Source organism: Pseudomonas sp. NFPP02, assembly GCF_900119355.1.
GTDB classification, from domain to species: domain Bacteria; phylum Pseudomonadota; class Gammaproteobacteria; order Pseudomonadales; family Pseudomonadaceae; genus Aquipseudomonas; species Aquipseudomonas paracarnis.
Window position 1 is genome coordinate 225,532 of sequence record NZ_FPJI01000010.1, and the last position, 23,132, is coordinate 248,663.

Here is a 23,132-nt window from a genome sequence, read left to right on the forward strand (position 1 = left end):
ATCGCCGTGATCCAGGGAACTGTCACATCTACCAGTTCAGACGGGTGGGCGCTTGCTCAAGCCAGGCTCTGCTCAGTCAACGGGTGCGCCGCCCTGCGCGCGGGCTCATAACCTCAAAGCTCGCGAGCTGGCGGAGGCGGGGGGAGTAAAGATTTTCCACTCATGGTCATGGGGTCGACGTGGGTTGGGGAGCTTTTCCAAAATCCAATACCTGTCCTTCATGACTTCGAACTGTGTGACAGTACCGACGGGGGCCTTCACGGGAACGTTCAAGCGTTTGGATAACTCTTCAGCGAAACCTGTACTGCCGGATTTACTACTGATCATTCTGATTTGGGTAGCGCTGGTTTTTTCCAGCATGGGCGCGATCAGTCCAACGAACGCTTCGGGTGAATAAGACTGCGCATTTTTCAATTCGCTTTTGAAGGTCACTCCACCTTTGTCGCCATGCCCAATGATGTTTAATCGGATTTCATTACTGCCCGCTGGTCGATCCAGGAAGTACTCATACTGGCCGTCTTCAGAGGGGGTAAAGGCAATACTGTTTTTGATTTTTTCAGGCTCGGGTAGATCCTTGAAATCCTTGTACTCACCCAGGGCGTTGAGTTCTTTCGAGGGGCTTTGAATTTCGGCAGGGGCCGCACTTGTTCGTTTCTTGGACGAGCCGAAGCGCTTGGGCCGGTAATCGACTTCGATCTCCTCCCAAAGAGGTTTTTTAATAGTGCCCCAGTTAACATTTACTTTTTTGCCACTCTGTTTTTCCACGTGGGTAAATATATCAACGTCTTTCAGTTGTTTGTTTAACTCCATCTCTGCCAATTCGATAATGTCGGCTTTAGAAAATCTTGGGTACTTTGCCTTGTATTTTGCAAGGGCAGTTTTGTAGATATCCTCAGGGTCTATGCCCGTACCAGATGTGTAACTCACGTCCACTGGGCCTTCATAACCTTTGACCGGCACGCCAGTCAGCGCGTGCAGTTGTGATGCCAGCGAGTTATCACCGCCCTTGGCGGAGTAACAGACCAGCAAACGCACTTCCGGGTAATTCCTGATGTCAATGCCACGGGCGAAAAGCTCATTATTGATGTCTTCAGCCGTAAAGACTTTGTCATTCTCCCCGACAATCAGCGCTCCTTGCTCACCTTCAGGCTTGGCCGCGTGACCGATGATATTCAAGCGTTTAACTTCCTCACCTTTACGATTGTAAGTATCTACATTGGTCTGGATCTCACCGTCCACAGGTGTGATCTTTTCCAGCGGGCCTCCCATTCGAAAGCGTTGTGGCGGCGGGGTAAGGCGTGCATCGCCGTCGATCAATACGCTGGTGTTGGTTGCCGACCTGTTTGAGGTGACGGCTGAAGGCTCCGACAATGAGCGCTCCTTGAACTGGGCGAGCAACGTCGTCAGGTTGACCAGCAGGTCCGTCAGGGCCGCCTCTTTATTTTGCGCGTCATCATCGAGCAGGACGCCCAGGTCATTGATTATGCCCTGGGACTGCATCATCAAGCCGAGCATGGCACCGGGCCCGCGCAATACTGGCAGGACAGAATTGAGCAACAGGAAGCCACCTTCCTTGAGGCTCGCCCAGCGGCTTTGTGCGTCGGCTGTCGATTGCTGTCCGGCCAAGGTGATCAAGCTGCGGGCGTTGGCTTCGTACAGGTGGTTCATCAATGTTCCCGCCTGCAGCGTCTGTTGCAGGCGGGTATCCATGGCCAAGGGAATAGTTTTGTTCATCGGGATAGAGCCCAGGTTTAAACCGAATATCACCAGGTTTGGATGTTTGAAACCGTTGCCACTGTAGGTGTTGCGGGTCTGTTCGTCAGGCAACCAGGCGAGGATGTCGTTTTGCAGCTTGCCTTTGTTCTGTATGGCTTCCAGCAGCGCCTGGCGGGTTGGAAACTGCATCAACGACGCATCGCCCATCAGGGGGCGGTACAGGATGTGCGGGCCGTTCGTGCTGTCCTTGGGTTCGATCAGATAGGCGCCTTCGACCACATCGGTTTTCCCATTGGCCCGGTTATCGAACGCCAGCGGTCGGATCACGATTTCCTGGCCATCAACGATCCTGGGGCCAGGGCCTGGCTTGAATAGCTCCTGAACGTAGCGAAAACCCGTGGTGTTGAAACCGGACTCTGCCTTGATGCTCAGTTCCAGCGCCTTGAACTGCAGCTCCAGCGGTACTTGCTGAGCGAACAGTGCCTGGCGCCGGGCTTTTTCGGTTGGGTCGTCAAGCAGTTTTTTCCTCAGCAAGTCAGGGTAGGTTTTGCCGATATCAAGGTCGTCGACCAACTGCTTGAGTACGCCTTCTTTCTCCAGCTCCGGCACCCTGACTTTGAAGTCAGAGCCTTTATACTTGAGCCCTGTATTGTAAAAGACCTCAATCTGGCCGCTGGGTAATCCTGACAAGTTATTGAGGAGCATGTCTGTCAGGCTCATGGTCTGGCGGACGATTTCCCCGGCGGTACCCTGTGCCCCATAAGCGACTTTGAAGACCACCTCGAGTTTAGCCGCGGGGTGCGCCGTGAGTTTTTTGCTTCTGGGCAAAAAGTCGAATTGCTGCTGGGCGAACGTGTGGATGTCCTTGATATCGCTGTTGTAGCTGCGGCCTTCGTTCAGTTGGTTGAAACTGGCCAGTCCCAGGCTGAGTTCATGCATGATGAAACGCTCGGCCTCGCCTGCGTTGCTCATCCAGTCGGGCAGTGTGGGCGGCTCCTGCACCGAACTGTCCGGGCCACGTGGGGAGGCAGGGGAAATCAGACTGCTGCCGAGATGCCGATTGATGAGGACGTCGGCCTGGCCATCGAACAGATTGCCGGTCATCTCTTCCTTTGAACCGCCCAGGCTTTCGAGCTCATCCCAACTGTTGAAGGGAGTGATTTTGCCGTTGGGCTCCACCAGCAGCAGGATGTCGCGATTGGCTTGCGCCAGGTAGCGATGAACCACCATGTTCGGTGCGGAGTCGGCCAGGCTGTAGACGGTGGCGCCCGATGAGTTGGGGTCAAGTGGGGCGGGGCGCGTGGCGCCTTCGGGATGCCTCACGACCATGTCGATGGTCTTGCGCTGTTCATCATCCAGGCCGGATTGTTTAAGGCTGGCCAGCTGCAGGTTGCTTTTCAGAATGCGGCTTACCAACGTCCGGTGACTGCCGCTGAAAACGGCACCGGTATCAATGCCCGTGTTGAACGCAGGTTTGGCCCAGTACTCACGCAAATTTGCCTCATAGGCCTGGTTCAGTCGGTCCGGCAGCGCACCCATGACGCCGCTCAGAGCTGAAAAGTCGAGGTCTAGCGGAGTGTCGGCAGCGGTGCCCGTGCGTGCCAGTCGATCGGGACGCGTGTCAAACGCCCTGGCGGAATCGAGGAAGTCTGGGGCGTCACCGCCAGTCAGGTAGTCGAAGGCAAGTGCCATCAATTGTGTGCGCTTGGGTTTGGAGGGATTGTCCGGATCGGGCGTTTCAATGGCAATCTGGTTGATGTCGAAATCCAGCCCTGGAGAGGCTTCCTTCAGCCTGTCGCTGAGCACTCGAGCGACCACCGAGTAAACGTTGGGCTCACCGGCAAACTGGCGACGGGCAATATCTGCGACGGGGTCAGTGGTGGCGCTCGAGGTTCCGATCGGTGTGGTGGCCGGTTCTGCGCTGCCGGGCGGCGCCGGCGGCTGCACGACGTCCGGGCGTTGTGCCTGGGGGAACTTGCCAGGCTCAAGCATGACCTGCAGCGCAAGGTTCTGTATGGCTTCATCCCGCATATGCCTGACGTGCTGAACGTCCTGTCGGTGGGGCCGCGCAGCATTGCCTTCAGGAGCAAGTAGCGATGGGAATGTCTTGATATCCTGCAACACCCGGATTTGCTCGAGTGCCTCGGCCTTCGTCGTCGGAACCCTCATGGCGTAAAAAGCACCGACGGCATGGGTGGTGGCGGTGTGTTCGCCGATATACACAATCGGGACGTTGTTCGTAGAGAGTTTGCGCACAACCTCGAAGACGTTGACAGCGGCTTCCTCGAAGCCATCGTCGTATTTGGAAAAACTGCTGCGTTTGCCGTTAATGGTGCCATCCAGAAATCCGGAAGGCGTTAGTTTCAGGTTTGAAATGTTGATGTTGTTATTCTTCGCAAACGTCGCGAACGGCTCGTTTTTGAGTGCGTGCGTCAGCTGTGACCAAAGCTGCCCGAATGTTGAGTGAGTTGGAATGTCATGGACTGTGCCGAAGGAAGACGGCATGTAACGGCTGGTAGCGTGTACATTGACCTCCTCCATCAAAGCGGTGGCGAGTTTATCTGCCATGTCCGCGTCAGCCTGACTCACCAACGGCTCGGCTGTGTTTCGGCCTTCCAGGGTCACTACACCGGCCGATGGGCTGCGTGGGGTCCGAATCAAGCTGGTTTGCGCGTCCACTGTTGCAGGGGATGGAGGCAAATTTCGGGGCGGGGTGGGTAAGGGCGAGTGCGTTGCAATAATGCTCATGGGGGCCTCATGGGTACGATAAGAAAGCGCGTGGTCAGCAACTGACTTGTAGCTTTTTGGTCATACACAGGGAGGCGTTCCGCCCCAGCTATTACGGGATGTGATCGGGACAGGCGTGAGAGCGTTCGCCAGATGGTCAGCTTGCGGTTTTTTAACTGAAGTGCGAGGTGTCTACAGGCATCAGGTTCTGCTCCGTCAACCGCTGCATCGCCAACCGTCGATAGTGGGAAGGGGTCATGCCCTTGAGTTGCTGAAAGCGTCGGTTGAAGTTGGAGATATTGTTGAAGCCTGACTCAAAGCACACATCCGTGACGGCCTTGTCACCGTCCGCGAGTAATTCGCAGGACTTGCTGATGCGCAGCCGGTTGACGAATTCGATAAAGGTGCGACCGGTCGCCTGCTTGAACACCCGCGAGAAGTAGGTCGGCTTCATCCCCAGGTATTGCGCCACTTCTTCCAGCGGCAGCTCGCGGGCGTAATGTGCAAAGATGTAATCCACTGCCCGGTTGGTGCGGTCTATGCTGTGCTCGTCGGCCAATTGCGGCGTGGTTACGCCGGACAGCAATTGGTAGTCCTCGCACACGCTCAACACGTCCAGCAAGATAAAAAACTGCCCCAGGCGCGCCATGCCCTTGGCGTCCTCGATGTGTTGCATCAAGGTCATGGCCTGGGTGATGGTTTTTTTGCAGCGAAATTCGATGCCGTACTGCGCGCGCTCCAGCAGCGGTGCGAGGTTCTTGAGTTCAGCAAAAATATGGCTGCCGCTCTCGAACAGGTCATCGGTGAAGTTCACCAGCATGTCACGCTTGGGCACCACTTCGTCTTCTTCCACCTGGCTGATCCAGTTATGGGGCAGGTTGGGGCCGGTGAGGAACAGGCTTTCGGGGTAGAAGTTGCCGATGTAGTCACCGATAAACACCTTGCCGGAGCTGGCGACGATCAGGTGCAGCTCGTATTCCTTGTGGAAGTGCCAGCGCACCAGCGGGCAGGGGAAGCCGTGTTGGCGATAGATGATGGACAGGCCGTTGTGGTCGTCCATCAACTCGTAGGAAGGGTCAGTAATGCGCGTTGCTCGGGTCATGCTGCCGTCGCTTTATTGTGATCGCTGCGTAGGATAATGCCCCGTCACGCACGTCCTCGCCAGCAGCAGTGTTTACAGGGTGCGGTTTTTCGCCTCGATCCACTGGGACATATATTGGGTACTTTTATGCGCGTGGTGGCGCAGCATGCTGCCGGTGAAGTTGTCCCTGCGATGGGCAGCGAGGTTGCGGCGACAGCGTTCCAGGCATTCCACCAAGGCGGCCCCGTGGATGTTCTGGTCATAGCGCCGGGCCAGCAGTTGGCGCCCGTGTTCCTGGGCCCGGGTCCAGCGCTCACGGTCCTGATAAAGGGCCACGGCAGCGGCAGCCAGGGCCGGCGCATCCTGTGCAATCACGCCGGGCCAGGGCTGGTCATCGCCCATGGCCTCGGCGCCGATTGGGGTCGTGACACTGGGCGTGCCGCACAGCATGGCGTCGACCAACTTGCCCTTGATGCCCGCGCCAAAGCGCAACGGCGCCAGGCAGATGCGCGCGGCGGTCATGACTTGCAGCGCATCTTCGGCCCAGTTCATTACATGGAAACCCTGGGCCTGATTGTGCAGGGCGGTGGCCTTGGGTGGGGTGTAGGCGCCGTAGATATGCAATTGGGCGCCTGGCAGTTGTTGGCGGATCAGTGGCCACAGGCGGTGCTTCATCCACAGCACTGCATCCCAATTGGGCGCGTGGCGGAAGTTACCGATGCTGAGGAAATGCGCACGGTCTTCAAAGGGCGCAAATGCGTCGGTGGGCGGTTGCAGCATCAAGGGGCACCAGTGGAGCAGGGCGGCAGGCACCTTGAACTGTTCGGTGAGCAGGCGGATTTCCACGTCGGAGATCATCAAGCTAATGTCACAGCGGTAAATGGCGGCGATTTCGCGTTTGGCCAGGTCGGTGTCGGCCATGCGTTGGAACTCGTCTTCCAGCGCCGGCGCGAACAGGGCGCTGAAGTCGTCGCTGTCGGGTTGGGCTTTCACCTGCTCTTTGAGCCGCTGGTGACGGGCGTCGCGCAGGCTTTGCAGGTCGGAGGTTTCCAGCACGCGCAGGGCGTCGGGGCAGCATTGTTCTACGCGCCAGCCGAATTGCTCTTCCATCATGAAACGGTCGAACAGCACGATATCCGGGGCCAGTTCGCGAATAAAGTCGTCGAAACTGCTGTTATTCAGTTCGATGGTGCGTTCGGCGATCCCGAGTGCCGGCAAGTCGGCCTTGTGCTCGCCAATGGTGGCCGGGCTGCTGAAGGTAATGTCCCAACCTTGCGTAAGAAAGCTCTCAAGGATTTGCATCATATGCCCGCCCGCGGCCGAGGAGCGGGGCTCCGGCCAGACGTAACCAATGACCAGGACTTTGGTGACAGGCTGATTCATCGGCAAAGGTTTCCTTGAAGGACGGGCGAAAAGCGCGCAATTAAACCACAACCTGACGACATGACAATTTGTGTCTGGCGGTAGGTAGCGTCGGCACTTTGTGGTTAACTTCCGCCTCTCGAATTTGTTTAACCAAAAACCAGCATAAGGATTCCGTTCATGGCTCAAGTCACCCTTAAAGGCAACCCGGTCCAGGTTGAAGGCGAACTGCCGAAAGTCGGCGCCAAAGCTGCAGACTTCACCCTGACCGCCGGCGACCTGTCCAACGCCACCCTGGCTACCTTTGCCGGCAAGCGCAAAGTGCTGAACATCTTCCCAAGCGTTGATACCCCAACCTGCGCCACTTCCGTGCGCAAGTTCAATGCCCAGGCCAACGATGTGGCCAACACCGTGGTCCTGTGCATCTCCTCCGACCTGCCATTCGCCCAAGCGCGTTTCTGTGGCTCCGAAGGCCTGGAAAACGTTAAGAATCTGTCGGATTTCCGCAATGCCGACTTCGCCGTTGACTATGGTGTTTCCATCGCTGACGGCCCGCTGCAGGGCCTGACCGCTCGCGCTGTCGTGGTGCTGGATGAAAACGACAACGTGCTGCACAGCGAGTTGGTCAAGGAAATTGCTGAAGAGCCAAACTACGACGCCGCCCTGGCTGTGTTGAAGTAACTGTTTCTACGTATGACTGTCGTTTGGCAGTAACACGTATGATGCATGATTGCGGCCTGGCCTAGTCCAGGCCGTTTTTATTTGAGCGTCAGCGGTTTAGCGAAATAGCCGGTGGACTAAGATCAGAAGTTAAACGTTGTAAGCCCAAAGTAAATAGCCGGTAAAGGTGCTTTTCTTAAGGCCCCCCAGTGCTTATCTTTCAGCCTCCCAAAGTAGAAGCTCTCGCGCCCAATGGTTGATCACTCCATGCAATCCTCCCCCCGCAACTCCCGCCGCTGGCTGTTTGGCCTGCTCGTGCTGCTGGTTATCGCCGGCCTGTGCTGGAAATTCTGGCCCAGCGGCGCGGCCCATAAAGACGCTCCGGCCGGGCACACGGGTAAAACCGGCATGGCGCGCCCGGGCTTCGGCGGGTCCACTGGCCCAGTGCCGGTGCGCGTGGCCCCTGCAGTGCTGGGTGAGTTCCCGGTGTACTACAAGGCGCTGGGTACGGTCACGGCGCTGAACACCATTAATGTGCGCAGCCGGGTGGGCGGCGAGCTGGTCAAGATCGCCTTCGAGGAAGGGCAAATGGTCAAGGCCGGTGACCTGCTGGCAGAAATCGACCCGCGCAGCTACCAGAACGCCTTGCTCCAGGCCCAGGGCACCTTGCTGCAGAACCAGGCCCAGTTGAAGAACGCCCAGGTCGATGTACAGCGTTATCGCGACCTGTACGCCCAGGACAGTATCGCCAAGCAAACCCTGGACACCGCCGAAGCGCTGGTGTTGCAGTACCAGGGCACGGTCAAGACCAACCAGGGCGCGGTGGACGACGCAAAGCTCAACCTGGAATTCACCAAAATCCGCGCGCCCATCAGCGGCCGGGTCGGTTTGCGCCAGCTTGACGTCGGCAACCTCGTCGCCGCCAACGACACCACCGCCCTGGCGGTAATCACCCAGACCCAGCCAATCAGCGTGGCCTTCACCCTGCCGGAAAATACCCTGGAAACCGTGCTGGCTCGTTACCACGCCGGTAACAAGTTGCCCGTGGAAGCCTGGGACCGTGGCGACGTGAAAAAGCAGGCGGTCGGTGTACTGCAAAGCCTGGACAACCAGATTGACGTCACCACCGGCACGCTGAAGTTCAAGGCGCGTTTCGATAACAAGGACCAGGCGCTGTTCCCCAACCAGTTCGTCAATGTGCACCTGCTGGCTGATACCTTGAAGAACGTGGTGCTGGCGCCATCTGCGGCGATCCAGTTCGGCAACAATGGCACCTTTGTCTACAAGCTCGACGGCGACAAGAAGGTCAAGGTCCAGCCCTTGGTGGTAGGTGACACCGATGGCGAAAACACCGTGATCAAGGAAGGCCTGGTCGCTGGCGACCGCGTGGTGCTGGAAGGCACCGACCGCCTCAAGGACGGCAGCGAGATCGAAGTGGTCAACGCCAGCAGCGAGGTGCCGACCACGCCGACCGAGCACCTGCAAGGCAAGCCCGCAGCGAAAGGGGAGACCGGGGCTGACGCCGGCAAGGCGCAAAAGGTCGGTTCATGAACCTGTCGCGCCTGTTCATCCTTCGCCCGGTCGCCACCACGCTGAGCATGCTGGCCATTGTCCTGGCCGGCATCATTTCGTACCGCCTGCTGCCGGTGTCGGCGTTGCCCCAGGTGGATTACCCGACTATCCGGGTGATGACCCTGTACCCCGGCGCCAGCCCCGATGTGATGACCAGCGCGGTCACCGCACCGCTGGAGCGCCAGTTCGGGCAGATGCCCGGGCTGACCCAGATGGCCTCTACCAGTTCCGGCGGCGCCTCGGTGCTGACCCTGCGTTTCAACCTCGACATCAATATGGATGTGGCCGAGCAACAGGTGCAGGCCGCGATCAACGCCGCCACCAACCTGTTGCCCAAGGATCTGCCGGCGCCGCCGGTGTACAACAAGGTCAACCCGGCGGATACCCCGGTGCTGACCCTGGCAATCACCTCCAAGACCATGTTGCTGCCCAAGCTCAATGATTTGGTCGACACACGCATGGCGCAGAAAATCGCGCAGATCAGCGGTGTCGGCATGGTCAGCATCGCCGGTGGCCAGCGCCAGGCCGTGCGTATCAAGGTCAACCCCGAGGCCCTGGCGGCCAATGGCTTGAACCTCTCGGACGTACGCGCCCTGATCGCCGCCTCCAACGTCAACCAGCCCAAAGGTAACTTTGACGGCCCCACCCGCGTTTCGATGCTCGACGCCAACGACCAACTGGTCTCGCCCGAGCAATACGCCGAACTGATCCTGGCCTACAACAATGGCGCTCCGCTGCGGCTCAAGGATGTCGCGCAGATCGTCGACGGCGCCGAAAACGAGCGCCTTGCCGCCTGGGCCAACGAGAACCAGGCCGTGTTGCTCAATATCCAGCGCCAGCCGGGCGCCAACGTGATCGAGGTGGTAGACCGTATCAAGGCCCTGCTGCCGAGCATCACCGACAACCTGCCGGCCGGCCTGGACGTGACGGTGCTCACCGACCGCACCCAGACCATCCGCGCCTCGGTCAAAGACGTACAGCACGAGCTTCTGATCGCCATTGCCCTGGTGGTCATGGTGACGTTCCTGTTCCTGCGCCGGGTCAGCGCCACGATCATCCCGTCCATCGCCGTGCCGCTGTCCCTGGTGGGCACCTTTGGTGTGATGTACCTGGCCGGATTCTCCATCAATAACCTGACGCTGATGGCCCTGACCATCGCCACCGGGTTTGTGGTGGACGACGCCATCGTGATGCTGGAGAACATTTCGCGCTATATCGAGGAAGGCGAGACGCCGATGGCGGCCGCGCTCAAGGGCGCCAAGCAGATAGGTTTCACCCTGGTGTCCCTGACGCTGTCGTTGATCGCGGTATTGATCCCGTTGCTGTTCATGGCCGACGTGGTCGGGCGGCTGTTCCGTGAGTTCGCCATCACCCTGGCAGTGGCGATCCTGATTTCCCTGGTAGTGTCCCTGACCCTCACGCCCATGATGTGCGCGCGCCTGCTCAAGCGCGAACCCAAGGAAGAAGAGCAGGGCCGCTTCTACAAAGCCAGCGGCGCCTGGATTGATTGGCTGATCGAAGCCTACGGCCGCAAGTTGCAGTGGGTGCTCAAGCACCAGCCGCTGACGTTGCTGGTGGCGATCGCCACCCTGGGGCTTACGGTGGTGCTGTACCTGGTGGTGCCCAAGGGTTTTTTCCCGGTGCAGGACACAGGGGTGATCCAGGGTATTTCCGAGGCGCCGCAGTCGATTTCCTTTGCGGCCATGAGCCAGCGCCAGCAGGAACTGGCGAAGATCATTCTCGCCGACCCTGCGGTCGAGAGCCTGTCGTCCTACATTGGCGTGGATGGCGATAACGCCACCCTCAACAGCGGCCGCTTGCTCATCAACCTCAAGGCTCACGGCCAGCGCGACTTGAGCGCAGCCGAGGTCATCACCCGCCTGCAACCGCAGATTGACAAGCTGGTGGGTATCCGCCTGTTCATGCAACCGGTGCAGGACCTCACCATCGAGGACAGGGTCAGCCGTACCCAGTACCAGTTCAGCATGTCCTCCCCGGACGCCGAGTTGTTGGCGTTATGGAGCGGCAAGCTGGTACACGCCCTCAGCCAGTTGCCGGAACTCACCGACGTGGCCAGTGACCTGCAGGACAAAGGCTTGCAGGTGTACCTGGTGATCGACCGCGACGCGGCCTCGCGCCTGGGCGTAAGTGTCTCGACCATCACCGATGCGCTGTATGACGCCTTCGGCCAGCGCCAGATCTCCACCATCTACACCCAGGCCAGCCAGTATCGAGTGGTGTTGCAGGCCCAGTCCGGCGAAACCCTCGGCCCGGCGGCCCTCAACCAGATCCATGTGAAAACCACTGACGGTGGTCAGGTACGGCTGTCGAGCCTGGCCCATGTGGAACAGCGCCAGGCGCAATTGGCAATTGCCCATATCGGCCAGTTCCCAGCGGTGATGATGTCGTTCAACCTGGCGCCCGGCGTAGCGCTGGGCAAAGGCGTGGAACTGATCAACCAGACCCAGAAGGACATCGGCATGCCGGTGGGCGTGCAAACCCAGTTCCAGGGCGCGGCCCAGGCGTTCGAAGCCTCGTTGTCGAGCACCTTGCTGTTGATCCTGGCGGCGGTGGTCACCATGTACATCGTGCTCGGTGTGCTCTATGAGAGCTACATCCACCCGATCACTATCCTATCGACCTTGCCGTCGGCGGCGGTGGGGGCCTTGCTGGCGTTGCTGCTCAGTGGCAATGACCTGGGCATGATCGCGATCATCGGCATCATCCTGCTGATCGGTATCGTGAAAAAGAACGCGATCATGATGATCGACTTCGCCCTCGACGCCGAACGCAACCAGGGCCTGGACCCGCAGACCGCGATCTACCAGGCCGCGCTGTTGCGCTTCCGGCCAATCCTGATGACCACCCTGGCTGCCTTGTTCGGCGCGGTGCCTTTGATGCTAGCGAGCGGCTCCGGCGCCGAACTGCGCCAGCCCCTGGGCCTGGTGATGGTCGGCGGGTTGCTGGTGAGCCAGGTGTTGACGCTGTTCACCACGCCGGTGATCTACCTGTACTTCGATCGTCTTGGCCGGCGCTGGCGCAAAGAGCCACAACGCCTGGAGCCGGTTGAGCCATGAACCTGTCCGGACCTTTCATCCGCCGGCCGGTCGCGACCATGCTGCTGAGCCTGGCGATCATGTTGCTCGGTGGCGTCAGCTTCAATTTGTTGCCGGTGTCGCCATTGCCGCAGATCGACTTTCCGGTGATCGTGGTGTCGGCCAGCTTGCCCGGCGCCAGCCCCGAGGTGATGGCGTCTACGGTGGCCACGCCGCTGGAGCGTTCATTCGGCGCGATTGCCGGTATCACCACCATGAGCAGCTCGTCGAGCCAGGGCTCTACCCGGGTGATTCTGGCGTTCGATTCCGACCGCGATATCAACGGGGCGGCGCGGGAAGTGCAGGCGGCCATCAACGCGTCGCGCAACCTGCTGCCCAGTGGCATGCGCAGCATGCCCACCTACAAGAAGATCAACCCGTCCCAGGCGCCGATCATGGTGCTGTCGCTGACCTCCGACGTGTTGCAGAAGGGTCAGTTGTACGACCTGGCCTCGACCATTCTGTCCCAGAGCCTGTCCCAGGTGCCGGGTGTGGGCGAAGTGCAGATCGGCGGCAGTTCGCTGCCGGCGGTGCGCATCGAACTGGAACCCAAGGCCCTCGATCAGTACGGCGTCGCCCTGGACGATGTGCGCAACACCATCGCCAATGCCAACCAGCGCCGGCCCAAAGGCTCACTGGAAGACAGCGAGCGCAACTGGCAGATCCAGGCCAACGACCAGTTGGAGAAAGCCAAGGACTATGAGCCCCTGCTGATTCGCTACCAGGACGGCGCCGCCCTGCGCCTCAAGGACGTGGCGAAGATCACTGATGGCGTGGAAGACCGCTACAATAGCGGCTTCTTCAACAATGATTCGGCGGTGTTGCTGGTGATCAACCGCCAGTCCGGCGCCAACATCATCGAAACCGTGCGGCAGATCAAGGCCCAGTTGCCGGCGTTGCAGGCGGTGTTGCCGTCCAGCGTCAAGCTCAGCCTGGCCATGGACCGCTCGCCAGTGATCACTGCCACCCTGCATGAGGCGGAAATGACCCTGCTGATTGCCGTGGGGCTGGTGATCCTGGTGGTGTACCTGTTCTTGGGTAACTTCCGTGCTTCGCTGATCCCGACCCTGGCGGTGCCGGTATCGCTGGTGGGCACCTTCGCGGTGATGTACCTGTACGGGTTTTCTCTGAACAACTTCTCGCTGATGGCGCTGATCCTCGCCACCGGTTTGGTCGTGGACGATGCCATCGTGGTGCTGGAGAACATTTCCCGGCACATCGACGACGGCGTGCCACCGATGAAAGCCGCCTACCTGGGCGCCCAGGAAGTGGGCTTTACCTTGCTGTCGATGAACGTGTCGCTGGTGGCGGTGTTCCTGTCGATCCTGTTCATGGGCGGCATTGTTACCAACCTGTTCCGCGAGTTTTCCATCACCTTGTCGGCGGCGATCATCGTCTCGCTGATTGTCTCGCTGACCTTGACGCCCATGCTGTGCGCCCGCTGGCTCAAGCCGCATGCGAAGGACCGGCAGACCGGTTTGCAGCGCTGGAGCCAGAAGGTCAACGACCGCATGGTCGCCGGCTACGCCACCAGCCTGGATTGGGTGCTGCGCCATCGGCGCCTGACCTTGCTCAGCCTGTTGGTCACCGTGGGCGTGAATATTGCGCTGTACGTGGTGGTGCCCAAAACCTTCATGCCCCAGCAGGACACCGGCCAGTTGATCGGCTTTGTACGCGGTGACGATGGCCTGTCGTTCAGCGTCATGCAGCCGAAGATGGAGATTTTTCGCCAGGCGGTGCTCAAGGACCCGGCGGTGCTCAGTGTGGCCGGCTTTATCGGTGGCAACCAAGGCACTAACAACGCAGTGATGCTGGTGCGCCTCAAGCCGCTTGGCGAACGCAAGATCTCCGCCCAGGCGGTGATCGAGCGCCTGCGCAAGGAGGTGCCGCTGGTGCCGGGCGGGCGCTTGTTCCTCATGGCCGACCAGGACCTGCAGTTCGGGGGCGGCCGCGACCAGACCAGCGCGCAATATTCCTACATCCTGCAAAGCGGCGACCTGGCCGCGTTGCGCCTGTGGTACCCGAAAGTGGTGGCGGCGATGCGTGAGTTGCCGGAGCTGACCGCCATCGACGCCCGCGAAGGCCGCGGCGCGGCCCAGGTGACGTTGATTGTCGACCGCGACCAGGCCAAGCGCCTGGGCATCGACATGGACATGGTCACGGCGGTGCTCAACAACGCCTACAGCCAACGGCAGATTTCCACCATTTACGACAGCCTCAACCAGTACCAGGTGGTGATGGAGGTCAACCCCAAATACGCCCAGGACCCGATCACCCTCAACCAGGTGCAGGTGATCACGGCCGACGGCGCACGGGTGCCGTTGTCGACCATTGCCCACTATGAGAACAGCCTGGCCGACGACCGCGTCAGCCATGAAGGCCAGTTCGCTTCGGAGAATATCGCCTTCGACATGGCGCCCGGGGTCACGGTGGAGCAGGGCACGGCGGCTATCGAGCGTGCGATTGCCAAAGTCGGGTTGCCCGAGGATGTGATCGCCAAGATGGCCGGCACTGCCGATGCGTTCGCCGCGACCCAGAAAGGCCAGCCGTTCATGATTCTCGGCGCGCTGGTGGCGGTGTACCTGGTGCTGGGTATCTTGTATGAAAGCTACATCCACCCGCTGACCATCCTGTCTACGCTGCCGTCGGCCGGTGTCGGCGCGTTGTTGGCGATCTACCTGCTGGGGGGCGAGTTCAGCCTGATCTCGCTGCTGGGTTTGTTCCTGTTGATCGGCGTGGTGAAGAAGAACGCGATCCTGATGATCGACCTGGCGCTGCAATTGGAGCGCAACGATGGCATGAGCCCGCTGGAGTCGATCCGCAGCGCCTGCCTGTTGCGCCTGCGGCCGATCCTGATGACCACCCTGGCCGCGATCCTCGGTGCCTTGCCGTTGCTGCTCGGCAGTGGTGATGGTGCGGAGATGCGCCACCCGTTGGGCCTGACCATTATTGGCGGCCTGGTGTTCAGCCAGGTTCTGACCCTTTACACCACCCCGGTGGTTTACCTTTACCTGGACCGCGCGCGCCATCGCTTCAACGCCTGGCGCGGCGTGCGTACCGATGCTGCCCTGGACACTGCGCTATGACCGACTCAACCCAATCCCTCGTAGCTGCGGGCCTGCTGTGGCGAGGTAGCTTGCTTCCGCTGGGCTGCGAAGCGGCCCCCAAAAAGCCTGGGAGTGCTTCGCCCTCCAGCGCAAGCAATCTCCCTCGCCACAATAAAGCTGGCGGCAATGGCATGAAGTTATTGGCCGTGATGATGTGTGGTGTGTTGCTCAGCGCCTGCGCCATCGGCCCTGACTACAAACGCCCGGACGTCATCGAGCCGGTGCAGTTCAAGGAGGCCCAAGGCTGGCGCCAGGCTAACCCGAGCGACTCCCTGGCGCGTGGCGCCTGGTGGGAGCTGTACGGTGACCGACAACTCAATGACCTGGTGGTGCGCCTTAACACGTCCAACCAGACCGTCGCCCAGGCCGAGGCGCGTTTTCGCCAGGCACAGGCGCTGGTACGCAGCTCACGGGGGGCCTTTTACCCCAGCGTTGACCTGAGCGTCGGCAAGACCCGCGCCAGCCAGGGCACCGGCAGCAGCAGTGCCAGCCTCAGTAGTTCCAGCAGTGGTATCCGCGACACCCTCAACGCCCAGTTGGGCGTGAGTTGGGAAGCCGATATCTGGGGCAAGTTGCGCCGAGGCCTGGAGGCCAACGAAGCCAGCGCCGAGGCGAGCTCGGCCGACCTGGCCGCGATGCGCCTGAGCCAACAGTCCGAACTGGTGCAAAGCTACCTGCAACTGCGGGTCATGGACGAGCAGACGCGTTTGCTGCAAGCCACGCTGGACACGTACCAGCGCTCATTGAAAATGACCGAAAACCAATACCGTGCCGGTGTGGCTGGCAAGGATGCCATCGCCCAGGCGCAAACCCAGCTCAAGACCACTCAGGCCAGCCTGATCGATCTGATCTGGCAGCGTGCCCAATTGGAAAACGCCATCGCCGTACTGATCGGTGAGGCGCCAGCCAACTTCAACTTGGCGGTGAGTAAAGACATCCCGGCCCTGCCGCAGATACCGGTGAGCCTGCCGTCCCAGTTGCTGGAGCGTCGCCCCGATATCGCCTCGGCCGAGCGCTCGGTCATCGCCGCCAACGCCAATATTGGCGTGGCCAAGGCTGCCTATTACCCCGACCTGACCTTGAGCTTGGCGGGGGGCTACTCCAGCAGCACCTATGAAGATTGGATCAGCCTGCCAAACCGCTTCTGGTCGGTAGGGCCGAAACTGGCGATGACCCTGTTCGATGGCGGCCAACGCTCGGCGGAAGTCGACCGCACCGTGGCCAGCTATGACGAGACCGTGGCCAAATACCGCCAGACCGTACTGGACGGTTTCCGTGAGGTGGAAAACTACATGGTCCAGCTCAAGGTGCTCGCCGATGAGGCGGTGGTCAGCAATGAAGCACTGGAAGCCGCGCGTGAATCCTTGCGCTTGACCGAAAACCAGTACAAGGCCGGGTTGATTGCCTATCTGGATGTGGTCACGGTGCAGGCGACGGCATTGAGCAACGAGCGCACGGTATTGACCTTGCTGCAGTCGCGGCTGGTGGCCAGTGTGCAGTTGATCGCAGCATTGGGCGGAGGCTGGGATGGCCAGACCTCCCTGGCCGAAAAGGAGTAACCGGATACGCCGCGCATCCTGTGGGAGCAAGATCAAATGTGTGGGCTTGCCCCAATGCCAGTCAGTCAAGCACAGCACCCTGTGGGGAGCTGGCTTGCCTGCGAAAGCGTTAGTGCAGTAGCAGATGCGGTGACTGACACACCGCCTTCGCGGGCAAGCCCGCTCCCACAGGAAATCTGCGCAAGCCCCGCACATTTTGATGTCCATGATGTGGTTGAAAACAGCCAGATAAAGCCAGCCGATTGACGCCAGAAATTGCGTGATGGCCAATGGATTAATTAATCACCTGTCCTGTATTCATACTCGCTACAATCGCCCGATTTGCCACCCGGCACGGGCTTTTGCGCCGGTCGCCTGCGAGACGTCCCATGCTGATCGGTAGCTATTCAACCTCCCTTGTCGTGATTTCCCTGTGCGTGGCCATCCTGGCGTCCTACACCGCCTTGGACCTGGCCGGGCGTATCGCGACCGCCAAGGGGCGTGCCGTTTACCTATGGATCACGGGTGGCGCAGTGGCGATGGGCGTCGGCATCTGGTCCATGCACTTTATCGGGATGTTGGCCCTGCGCCTGCCGTTTGCTCTCGGGTTTGACGTGGGCATTACCCTGTTCTCGCTGTTGATCGCGGTGCTTTCCAGTGGCTTCGCGTTATGGCTGGTCAGCCAGCCACGCTTGCCGGCCTGGCAACTGGCATTTGGCGCGCTGGTGATGGGGGCCGGTATCGCCAGCATGCATTACACCGGCATGGCCGCGATGCGCATGACGCCGGGCATCGACTACGACCCGGCCTTGTTCGGCGCTTCGTTGTTGATCGCGGTGGTGGCTTCCGGCGCCGCGCTGTGGATCGCCTTCAACCTGCGGCGCAACACACCTTATGTGCGTCTGGCTCGGGGCGGCGCAGCCGTGGTGATGGGCGTGGCCATCGTTGGGATGCACTACACCGGGATGGCTGCGGCGCGCTTTGCCGATGACAGCTTCTGCGGTGCCGCACTGACGGGCCTGAGCGGCAAGGGCCTGGATAACCTGGTCTTGGTCACTTCGCTGGCGGTATTGGTCATTGCGCTGTTGACGTCGGTGCTGGATGCGCGCCTGGAAGCGCGCACCGCCGTACTCGCCGATTCCCTGACCCTGGCCAACCAGGAACTCACCCACCTGGCCCTGCATGACATGCTCACCGGCCTGCCCAATCGCACCTTGCTGGCAGATCGCATACAACAAGGCATCCAGGCGGTGCACGAGCGGGGCGGTTGCTTTGCCTTGATGTTTATCGACCTGGATGGTTTCAAACCGGTCAACGATGCCTTTGGTCATCACCTGGGCGACCAGTTGCTGCGCGAAGTTGGCTTGCGCCTGCGCGAGGACTTGCGCAGCCAGGATACCTTGGCCCGCATCGGCGGCGATGAGTTCGTGTTGCTGGTGCAACTCACCCAGCCCGATGATGCGATGGGCTTGGCCGAGCGCCAGGTGGGCCTGATCAACCGCACGTTCACGGTGGCCGAGCATGAGTTGCAGATCTCGGCCAGCATCGGCATCGCCATGTTCCCGGGCAACGGTAGCAACCCCCAGGAACTGCTGATGAACGCCGACGCGGCGATGTATCACGCCAAGGGCATGGGCAAGAATGGCTACAGCTTCTTCGATGTGTCGATGAACACCAATGCGCGCAAACAACTGCAATTGCTGCAGGACCTGCGCATTGCCCTTGAGCAGGGGCAATTTCGTTTGCATTACCAACCCAAGTTCGACGCCGTCAGTGGTCTTGCCGTGGGGGCCGAGGCGCTGTTGCGCTGGGAGCATCCGCATCAGGGCTTGCTGATGCCCGCTACGTTTATTGCACTGGCGGAGAAAACCGGGCTGATCATTCCCATCGGCGAATGGGTGCTCGATGAAGCTTGTCGCCAGATGAGTCAGTGGTACGCACAGGGTTATGAGCACTGGCGCATTGCCGTGAACCTCTCGGCGTTGCAGTTCTGCCACGCCGGGTTGGTCAACAGCGTAGCGGCTGCACTGGAACGGTACCAATTGCCGGCCAACAGCCTCACGCTGGAAATCACCGAGACCACCGCCATGAGCGATGCCGATGCGAGCATGACGGTATTGCAGCAACTGTCGGACATGGGGGTTGACCTGTCCATCGATGACTTTGGCACCGGTTACTCCAGCCTGATGTACCTCAAGCGCCTGCCGGCCAACGAGCTGAAGATCGATCGCGGTTTTGTGCGTGACCTGGAACACGACAGCGATGACGCGGCCATCGTCTCGGCCATCGTGGCCCTCGGCCAGGCCCTGGGCCTGCGGATCGTCGCCGAGGGGGTGGAAACCGATGTGCAGCAGCACTTCCTCACCCGCCTGGGGTGTGACTCCTTGCAAGGCTACTTATTGGGGCATCCATTGCCGGCCGATAGCTTCATGGCGAATATCCGGGGCGCCGAACAGCCGGCGCCTGACAAAAGCAGTCAGTGACGGGTATTCTTGGATCCAACCCTAAACATCCGGTTGAATCGGGAGGCCGCAGCCATGGACAAAGTCGTCATCATCACGGGGGGCAGTCGTGGCATTGGCGCCCAAACGGCATTGCTCGCCGCTCGCCAAGGCTATCGCATCTGCATCAACTACCAGTCTGATGAAGACGCTGCCCTGCGTGTACTGGATCAGGTTCGCGCGCTGGGTGCCCAGGCGATTGCCGTGCGGGCCGATGTCAGCAGCGAGGATGAAGTGATCGCTCTGTTCAATCGCGTTGATACGGAACTGGGCCGGGTCACCGCGCTGGTGAATAACGCCGGCACCGTGGGGCATAAGTCGCGGGTCGATGAGATGTCCGAGTTTCGTATCCTCAAAATCCTCAAGACCAATGTGCTGGGCCCGATCCTGTGTGCCAAACACGCGGTATTGCGCATGTCGCCCCGGCATGGAGGGCAGGGAGGCAGTATCGTCAACGTGTCGTCGGTGGCGGCGCGGCTGGGCTCGCCGGGAGAGTATGTCGACTACGCGGCCTCCAAGGGGGCGCTGGACACCTTTACCCTGGGGCTGTCCAAGGAGGTGGCGGGCGAGGGCATTCGCGTCAACGCCGTGCGCCCTGGCTATATCTTTACCGATTTCCATGCCCTGAGCGGCGACCCGGACCGGGTCAGCAAGCTGGAATCCGGTATCCCGATGGCGCGTGGCGGGCGCCCGGATGAAGTGGCAGAGGCGATTATCTGGTTACTGTCGGACAAGGCATCGTATTCCACCGGAACGTTTATCGACTTGGGCGGCGGCCGTTAAAACGAGCGCACGATCCGCCCTAGTGTCTCCATGGCCTTTTCCGACGCCTCGTTCCAAGGGCTTCCGTAATTCAGGCGAATGCAGTTTCTGAACCGCTGAGTGGCGGAAAAGATCGGCCCCGGCGCAATGCTGATGCCCTGGGCCAGAGCCATCTGGAACAATTTCAGCGAGTCGGTCTGCTCCGGCAGTTCCAACCACAGAAAATAGCCTCCCGCCGGCTGGCTGACCCGTGTTTGCGCCGGAAAATAACGAGCGATGGCCGCCAGCATGGCGCTTTGCTGTTCTTCCAGGGCGTAGCGCAGTTTGCGCAGGTGCCGGTCATAGCCGCCGTGTTGCAGGTAGTCGGCAATCGCCGCCTGGGCCGGCATTGACGGGCACAGTGAGGTCATCAGTTTCAGCCGCTCGACCTTCTGTGCGAAGCGCCCGGCGGCGACCCAGCCCACGCGGTAACCCGGTGCCAGGCTCTTGGCAAAGGAGCCACAGTGCATCACCAGCCCTTCGGTGTCGAAGGCCTTGGCCGGTTTCGGGGCCTGTTGCCCGTAATACAATTCGGCGTAGACGTCATCTTCGATCAGAGGCACTTGATGGCTGCGCAGCAGTTCCACCAGCGCCTGTTTTTTCTCTTCAGGCAACGTGGCGCCCATGGGGTTCTGGAAGCTGGTCATGGTCCAGCAGGCCTTGATCGGATAGCGCTCAAGGCTTTGGGCCAGGGCGTTCAGGTCAATACCGTCGCGCGGGTGCACCGGGATCTCCACAGCCTTGAGCTTCAGGCGTTCAAGCACTTGCAAGCAGGCGTAGAACGCCGGCGCTTCGATGGCCACCAGGTCGCCCGGTTCGGTCACGGCCTGCAGGCACAGGTTGAGTGCTTCGAGGGCGCCGTTGGTGATCAGCAACTCCTCCATCGGCAGCATCAGGCCGCCGACCATATAGCGCAGGGCAATCTGGCGGCGCAGTTGTGGGTTGCCTGGCGACATGTCGGTGACCACCAGGCGGGGGTCCATGTCGCGGCTGGCACTGGCCAGGGAGCGGGCCAGGCGCGGCAGCGGGAACAGCATGGGGCTGGGGAAGGCCGAGCCGAAGGGCACGGTGTTGGGGTCTTTGATCGAGTCCAGTACCGAGAACACCAGCTCACTGACACCCACATCGGTGGACTCATGCACCTGCTCACTCACCACCGGCTCGGAAAACGGGCTCGGCGCGTGGGTGTTGACGAAGTAGCCAGAACGCGGGCGCGCCCTGATCAGGCCACGACGCTCCAGCAAGTAATAGGCCTGGAATACCGTGGACGGGCTGACGCCGTAGGCCTGGCTGGCATAGCGTACCGATGGTACGCGCTGGCCGGGGCCGAGGACGCCGGAGCGGATCAGTTCTGCGATGTCGTCGGCAAATTTTTCGTAGCGTTTCATGGCGGCCTGATTAGCTTTTTGAATGTGTATGCAGGGCGAACTGTAGGAGCGAGCTTGCTCGCGAAAAACGTCAACGATAACGTGTGTTTCCTGAATGAACGCGGCGACGGTGAGTTTTTCGCGAGCAAGCTCGCTCCTACAGTTGATCTCTATCGTTGTTCAGCGATTCAAGGGCGCAACGAAGCGGCTGTCAGCAGCGGTATAAATCCAAGGCTCATCCACATCAGTGACTTTAAAACGCAGGGTTTGAGAGCTGCTGGCCGGTGTGTCCGCCAGCAACGCTACCGACACCGGTATATCGACAATTTCCCCGGCAGCCAGACTGACCTGGGTCTTGCCTTGCAGCTGGAACCCCTCGGCATCCACCAGTTCCAGGCGGTAGTCCTGGCGCTGCTGGGTCTTGTTGATCACCTTGAGGCTGTAGATGTTTTCGATCAACCCCTGGCTGTTTTCACGGAACATACCTCGGTCTTTGGTCACATCCAGCGACACCATCGGCCGTTCAATCAGCGCCACCACCAACGCCGCGATCATCACCAGCAGCACGGCACTGTAGCCGATCAGGCGCGGCCTGAGCAGGTGGGTCTTGCCACCTTGCAATTGATGCTCACTGGTGTAACTGACCAAGCCACGGGCATAGCCCATTTTGTCCATGATCGAATCACAGGCGTCGATGCAGGCCGCACAACCAATGCATTCCATTTGCAGGCCGTCGCGGATGTCGATTCCCGTGGGGCAAACCTGAACGCACAGCTGGCAATCGATGCAATCGCCAAGGCCAACCTCGGCTGGCTGCACGTCACGTTTACGCGGGCCCCGATGCTCGCCGCGGGTGGTGTCGTAGGAAATGGTCAGGGTGTCCTTATCAAACATTACGCTCTGGAACCGTGCATAGGGGCACATGTGCATGCACACCGCTTCGCGTAGCCAGCCGGCATTGATGTAGGTGGCGCCCGTGAAAAACAGCACCCAGAACAGGCTCACCCCACCGATCTGCCACGTCAACAGTTCGGCGGCCAAGGGGCGGATCGGGGTGAAGTAGCCCACAAACGTCAGCCCGGTCAACACACTGATACCCAGCCACAATGTGTGCTTGGCCGAGCGCCTCGCCAGCTTATTCAGGCTCCAGGGGGCGGCCTGAAGTTTGATGCGCTGGTTGCGCTCACCTTCGGTCACCTTCTCGCACCACATGAACAGCCAGGTGAACGAGCTTTGCGGGCAGGTGTAGCCGCACCATACGCGGCCGGCAAACACCGTGATCGCGAAGAGGCCGAAGGCGCAGATGATCAACAGCGCCGAGAGCAGGATGAAGTCCTGGGGCCAGAACGTCGCACCAAAAATGTGGAACTTGCTCTCGGCCAGGTCCCACAGTACGGCTTGGCGCCCACCCCAGTTCAGCCACACGGTGCCGAAAAAAGCCAGGAACAGCAGGCCGGCACCGCCCACTCGCAGGGTGCGAAACAAGCCGGTAAAGCTGCGGGTATGGATCAGGTTGTCGCTGGATTTGGCCTTCACTTTCTTGGGGTGAATGGGCTCAAAGGTTTCCACGGTTGGGATTCGTTCGCTCATGGTCATTCGCTCATC

General features: G+C 60.3%; 12 protein-coding genes. 7 read left to right on the plus strand and 5 right to left on the minus strand.

Annotated elements, in window-relative coordinates:
• Nucleotides 1–105: 105 nt before the first annotated feature.
• The 3 genes from BT204_RS18835 to BT204_RS18845 form a co-directional block, all read right to left on the minus strand.
• Nucleotides 106–4,284 (minus strand): dermonecrotic toxin domain-containing protein, encoded by a 4,179-nt coding sequence (locus BT204_RS18835; RefSeq protein WP_139271530.1) that lies wholly within the window; start codon nt 4,282–4,284, stop codon nt 106–108.
• A 331-nt stretch (nt 4,285–4,615) separates the two neighbouring features.
• Entirely contained in the window at nt 4,616–5,545 is a 930-nt protein-coding gene (locus tag BT204_RS18840) for an AraC family transcriptional regulator (RefSeq protein WP_034127646.1), read from the minus strand.
• Nucleotides 5,546–5,617: 72 nt separating this feature from the next.
• The gene (locus tag BT204_RS18845; protein WP_072447861.1) at nt 5,618–6,907 is read right to left on the minus strand and encodes a glycosyltransferase; all 1,290 of its coding nucleotides are present in this window, start codon (nt 6,905–6,907) and stop codon (nt 5,618–5,620) included.
• A gap of 159 nt (nt 6,908–7,066) precedes the next feature.
• Here BT204_RS18845 and tpx point away from each other — a divergent pair, with 159 nt between their 5' ends.
• From tpx to BT204_RS18880, 7 genes are all read left to right on the plus strand, one after another.
• Nucleotides 7,067–7,567, plus strand: a complete 501-nt coding sequence (tpx, locus tag BT204_RS18850) for a thiol peroxidase (protein WP_003190967.1) — start codon at nt 7,067–7,069, stop codon at nt 7,565–7,567.
• A 231-nt stretch (nt 7,568–7,798) separates the two neighbouring features.
• Nucleotides 7,799–9,097: an MdtA/MuxA family multidrug efflux RND transporter periplasmic adaptor subunit gene (locus BT204_RS18855; RefSeq protein ID WP_054921437.1), complete on the plus strand. Its 1,299-nt coding sequence runs from the start codon at nt 7,799–7,801 to the stop codon at nt 9,095–9,097.
• Complete coding sequence (locus BT204_RS18860) at nt 9,094–12,195, plus strand: MdtB/MuxB family multidrug efflux RND transporter permease subunit (RefSeq protein WP_014718694.1); 3,102 nt, start codon at nt 9,094–9,096, stop codon at nt 12,193–12,195. Before BT204_RS18855 ends, BT204_RS18860 begins: the two co-directional genes overlap by 4 nt.
• Entirely contained in the window at nt 12,192–15,299 is a 3,108-nt protein-coding gene (locus tag BT204_RS18865) for an efflux RND transporter permease subunit (RefSeq protein ID WP_072447864.1), read from the plus strand. Before BT204_RS18860 ends, BT204_RS18865 begins: the two co-directional genes overlap by 4 nt.
• 152 nt (nt 15,300–15,451) lie before the next feature.
• Entirely contained in the window at nt 15,452–16,879 is a 1,428-nt protein-coding gene (locus BT204_RS18870; protein ID WP_057977224.1) for an efflux transporter outer membrane subunit, read from the plus strand.
• 368 nt (nt 16,880–17,247) lie between these two features.
• Entirely contained in the window at nt 17,248–19,341 is a 2,094-nt protein-coding gene (locus BT204_RS18875; protein WP_072447866.1) for a putative bifunctional diguanylate cyclase/phosphodiesterase, read from the plus strand.
• A gap of 54 nt (nt 19,342–19,395) precedes the next feature.
• Nucleotides 19,396–20,142: an SDR family oxidoreductase gene (locus BT204_RS18880; protein ID WP_034127640.1), complete on the plus strand. Its 747-nt coding sequence runs from the start codon at nt 19,396–19,398 to the stop codon at nt 20,140–20,142.
• Here BT204_RS18880 and mapR read toward each other — a convergent pair.
• On the minus strand, nt 20,139–21,548 hold the full coding sequence (mapR, locus tag BT204_RS18885; protein ID WP_054898710.1) for a GntR family transcriptional regulator MpaR: 1,410 nt from the start codon (nt 21,546–21,548) through the stop codon (nt 20,139–20,141). The genes BT204_RS18880 and mapR overlap by 4 nt on opposite strands.
• A 159-nt stretch (nt 21,549–21,707) precedes the next feature.
• Complete coding sequence (ccoG, locus tag BT204_RS18890; RefSeq protein ID WP_034127668.1) at nt 21,708–23,117, minus strand: cytochrome c oxidase accessory protein CcoG; 1,410 nt, start codon at nt 23,115–23,117, stop codon at nt 21,708–21,710.
• Nucleotides 23,118–23,132 lie beyond the last annotated feature (15 nt).

Bases quoted from the DNA above. Each gene is read 5' to 3' on its own strand.
- BT204_RS18835 (WP_139271530.1), bottom strand. From the start codon at position 4,284: ATGGCAGATAAACTCGCCACCGCTTTGATGGAGGAGGTCAATGTACAC.
- BT204_RS18840 (WP_034127646.1), bottom strand. From the start codon at position 5,545: ATGACCCGAGCAACGCGCATTACTGACCCTTCCTACGAGTTGATGGAC.
- BT204_RS18845 (WP_072447861.1), bottom strand. From the start codon at position 6,907: ATGAATCAGCCTGTCACCAAAGTCCTGGTCATTGGTTACGTCTGGCCG.
- tpx (WP_003190967.1), top strand. From the start codon at position 7,067: ATGGCTCAAGTCACCCTTAAAGGCAACCCGGTCCAGGTTGAAGGCGAA.
- BT204_RS18855 (WP_054921437.1), top strand. From the start codon at position 7,799: ATGGTTGATCACTCCATGCAATCCTCCCCCCGCAACTCCCGCCGCTGG.
- BT204_RS18860 (WP_014718694.1), top strand. From the start codon at position 9,094: ATGAACCTGTCGCGCCTGTTCATCCTTCGCCCGGTCGCCACCACGCTG.
- BT204_RS18865 (WP_072447864.1), top strand. From the start codon at position 12,192: ATGAACCTGTCCGGACCTTTCATCCGCCGGCCGGTCGCGACCATGCTG.
- BT204_RS18870 (WP_057977224.1), top strand. From the start codon at position 15,452: ATGAAGTTATTGGCCGTGATGATGTGTGGTGTGTTGCTCAGCGCCTGC.
- BT204_RS18875 (WP_072447866.1), top strand. From the start codon at position 17,248: ATGCTGATCGGTAGCTATTCAACCTCCCTTGTCGTGATTTCCCTGTGC.
- BT204_RS18880 (WP_034127640.1), top strand. From the start codon at position 19,396: ATGGACAAAGTCGTCATCATCACGGGGGGCAGTCGTGGCATTGGCGCC.
- mapR (WP_054898710.1), bottom strand. From the start codon at position 21,548: ATGAAACGCTACGAAAAATTTGCCGACGACATCGCAGAACTGATCCGC.
- ccoG (WP_034127668.1), bottom strand. From the start codon at position 23,117: ATGAGCGAACGAATCCCAACCGTGGAAACCTTTGAGCCCATTCACCCC.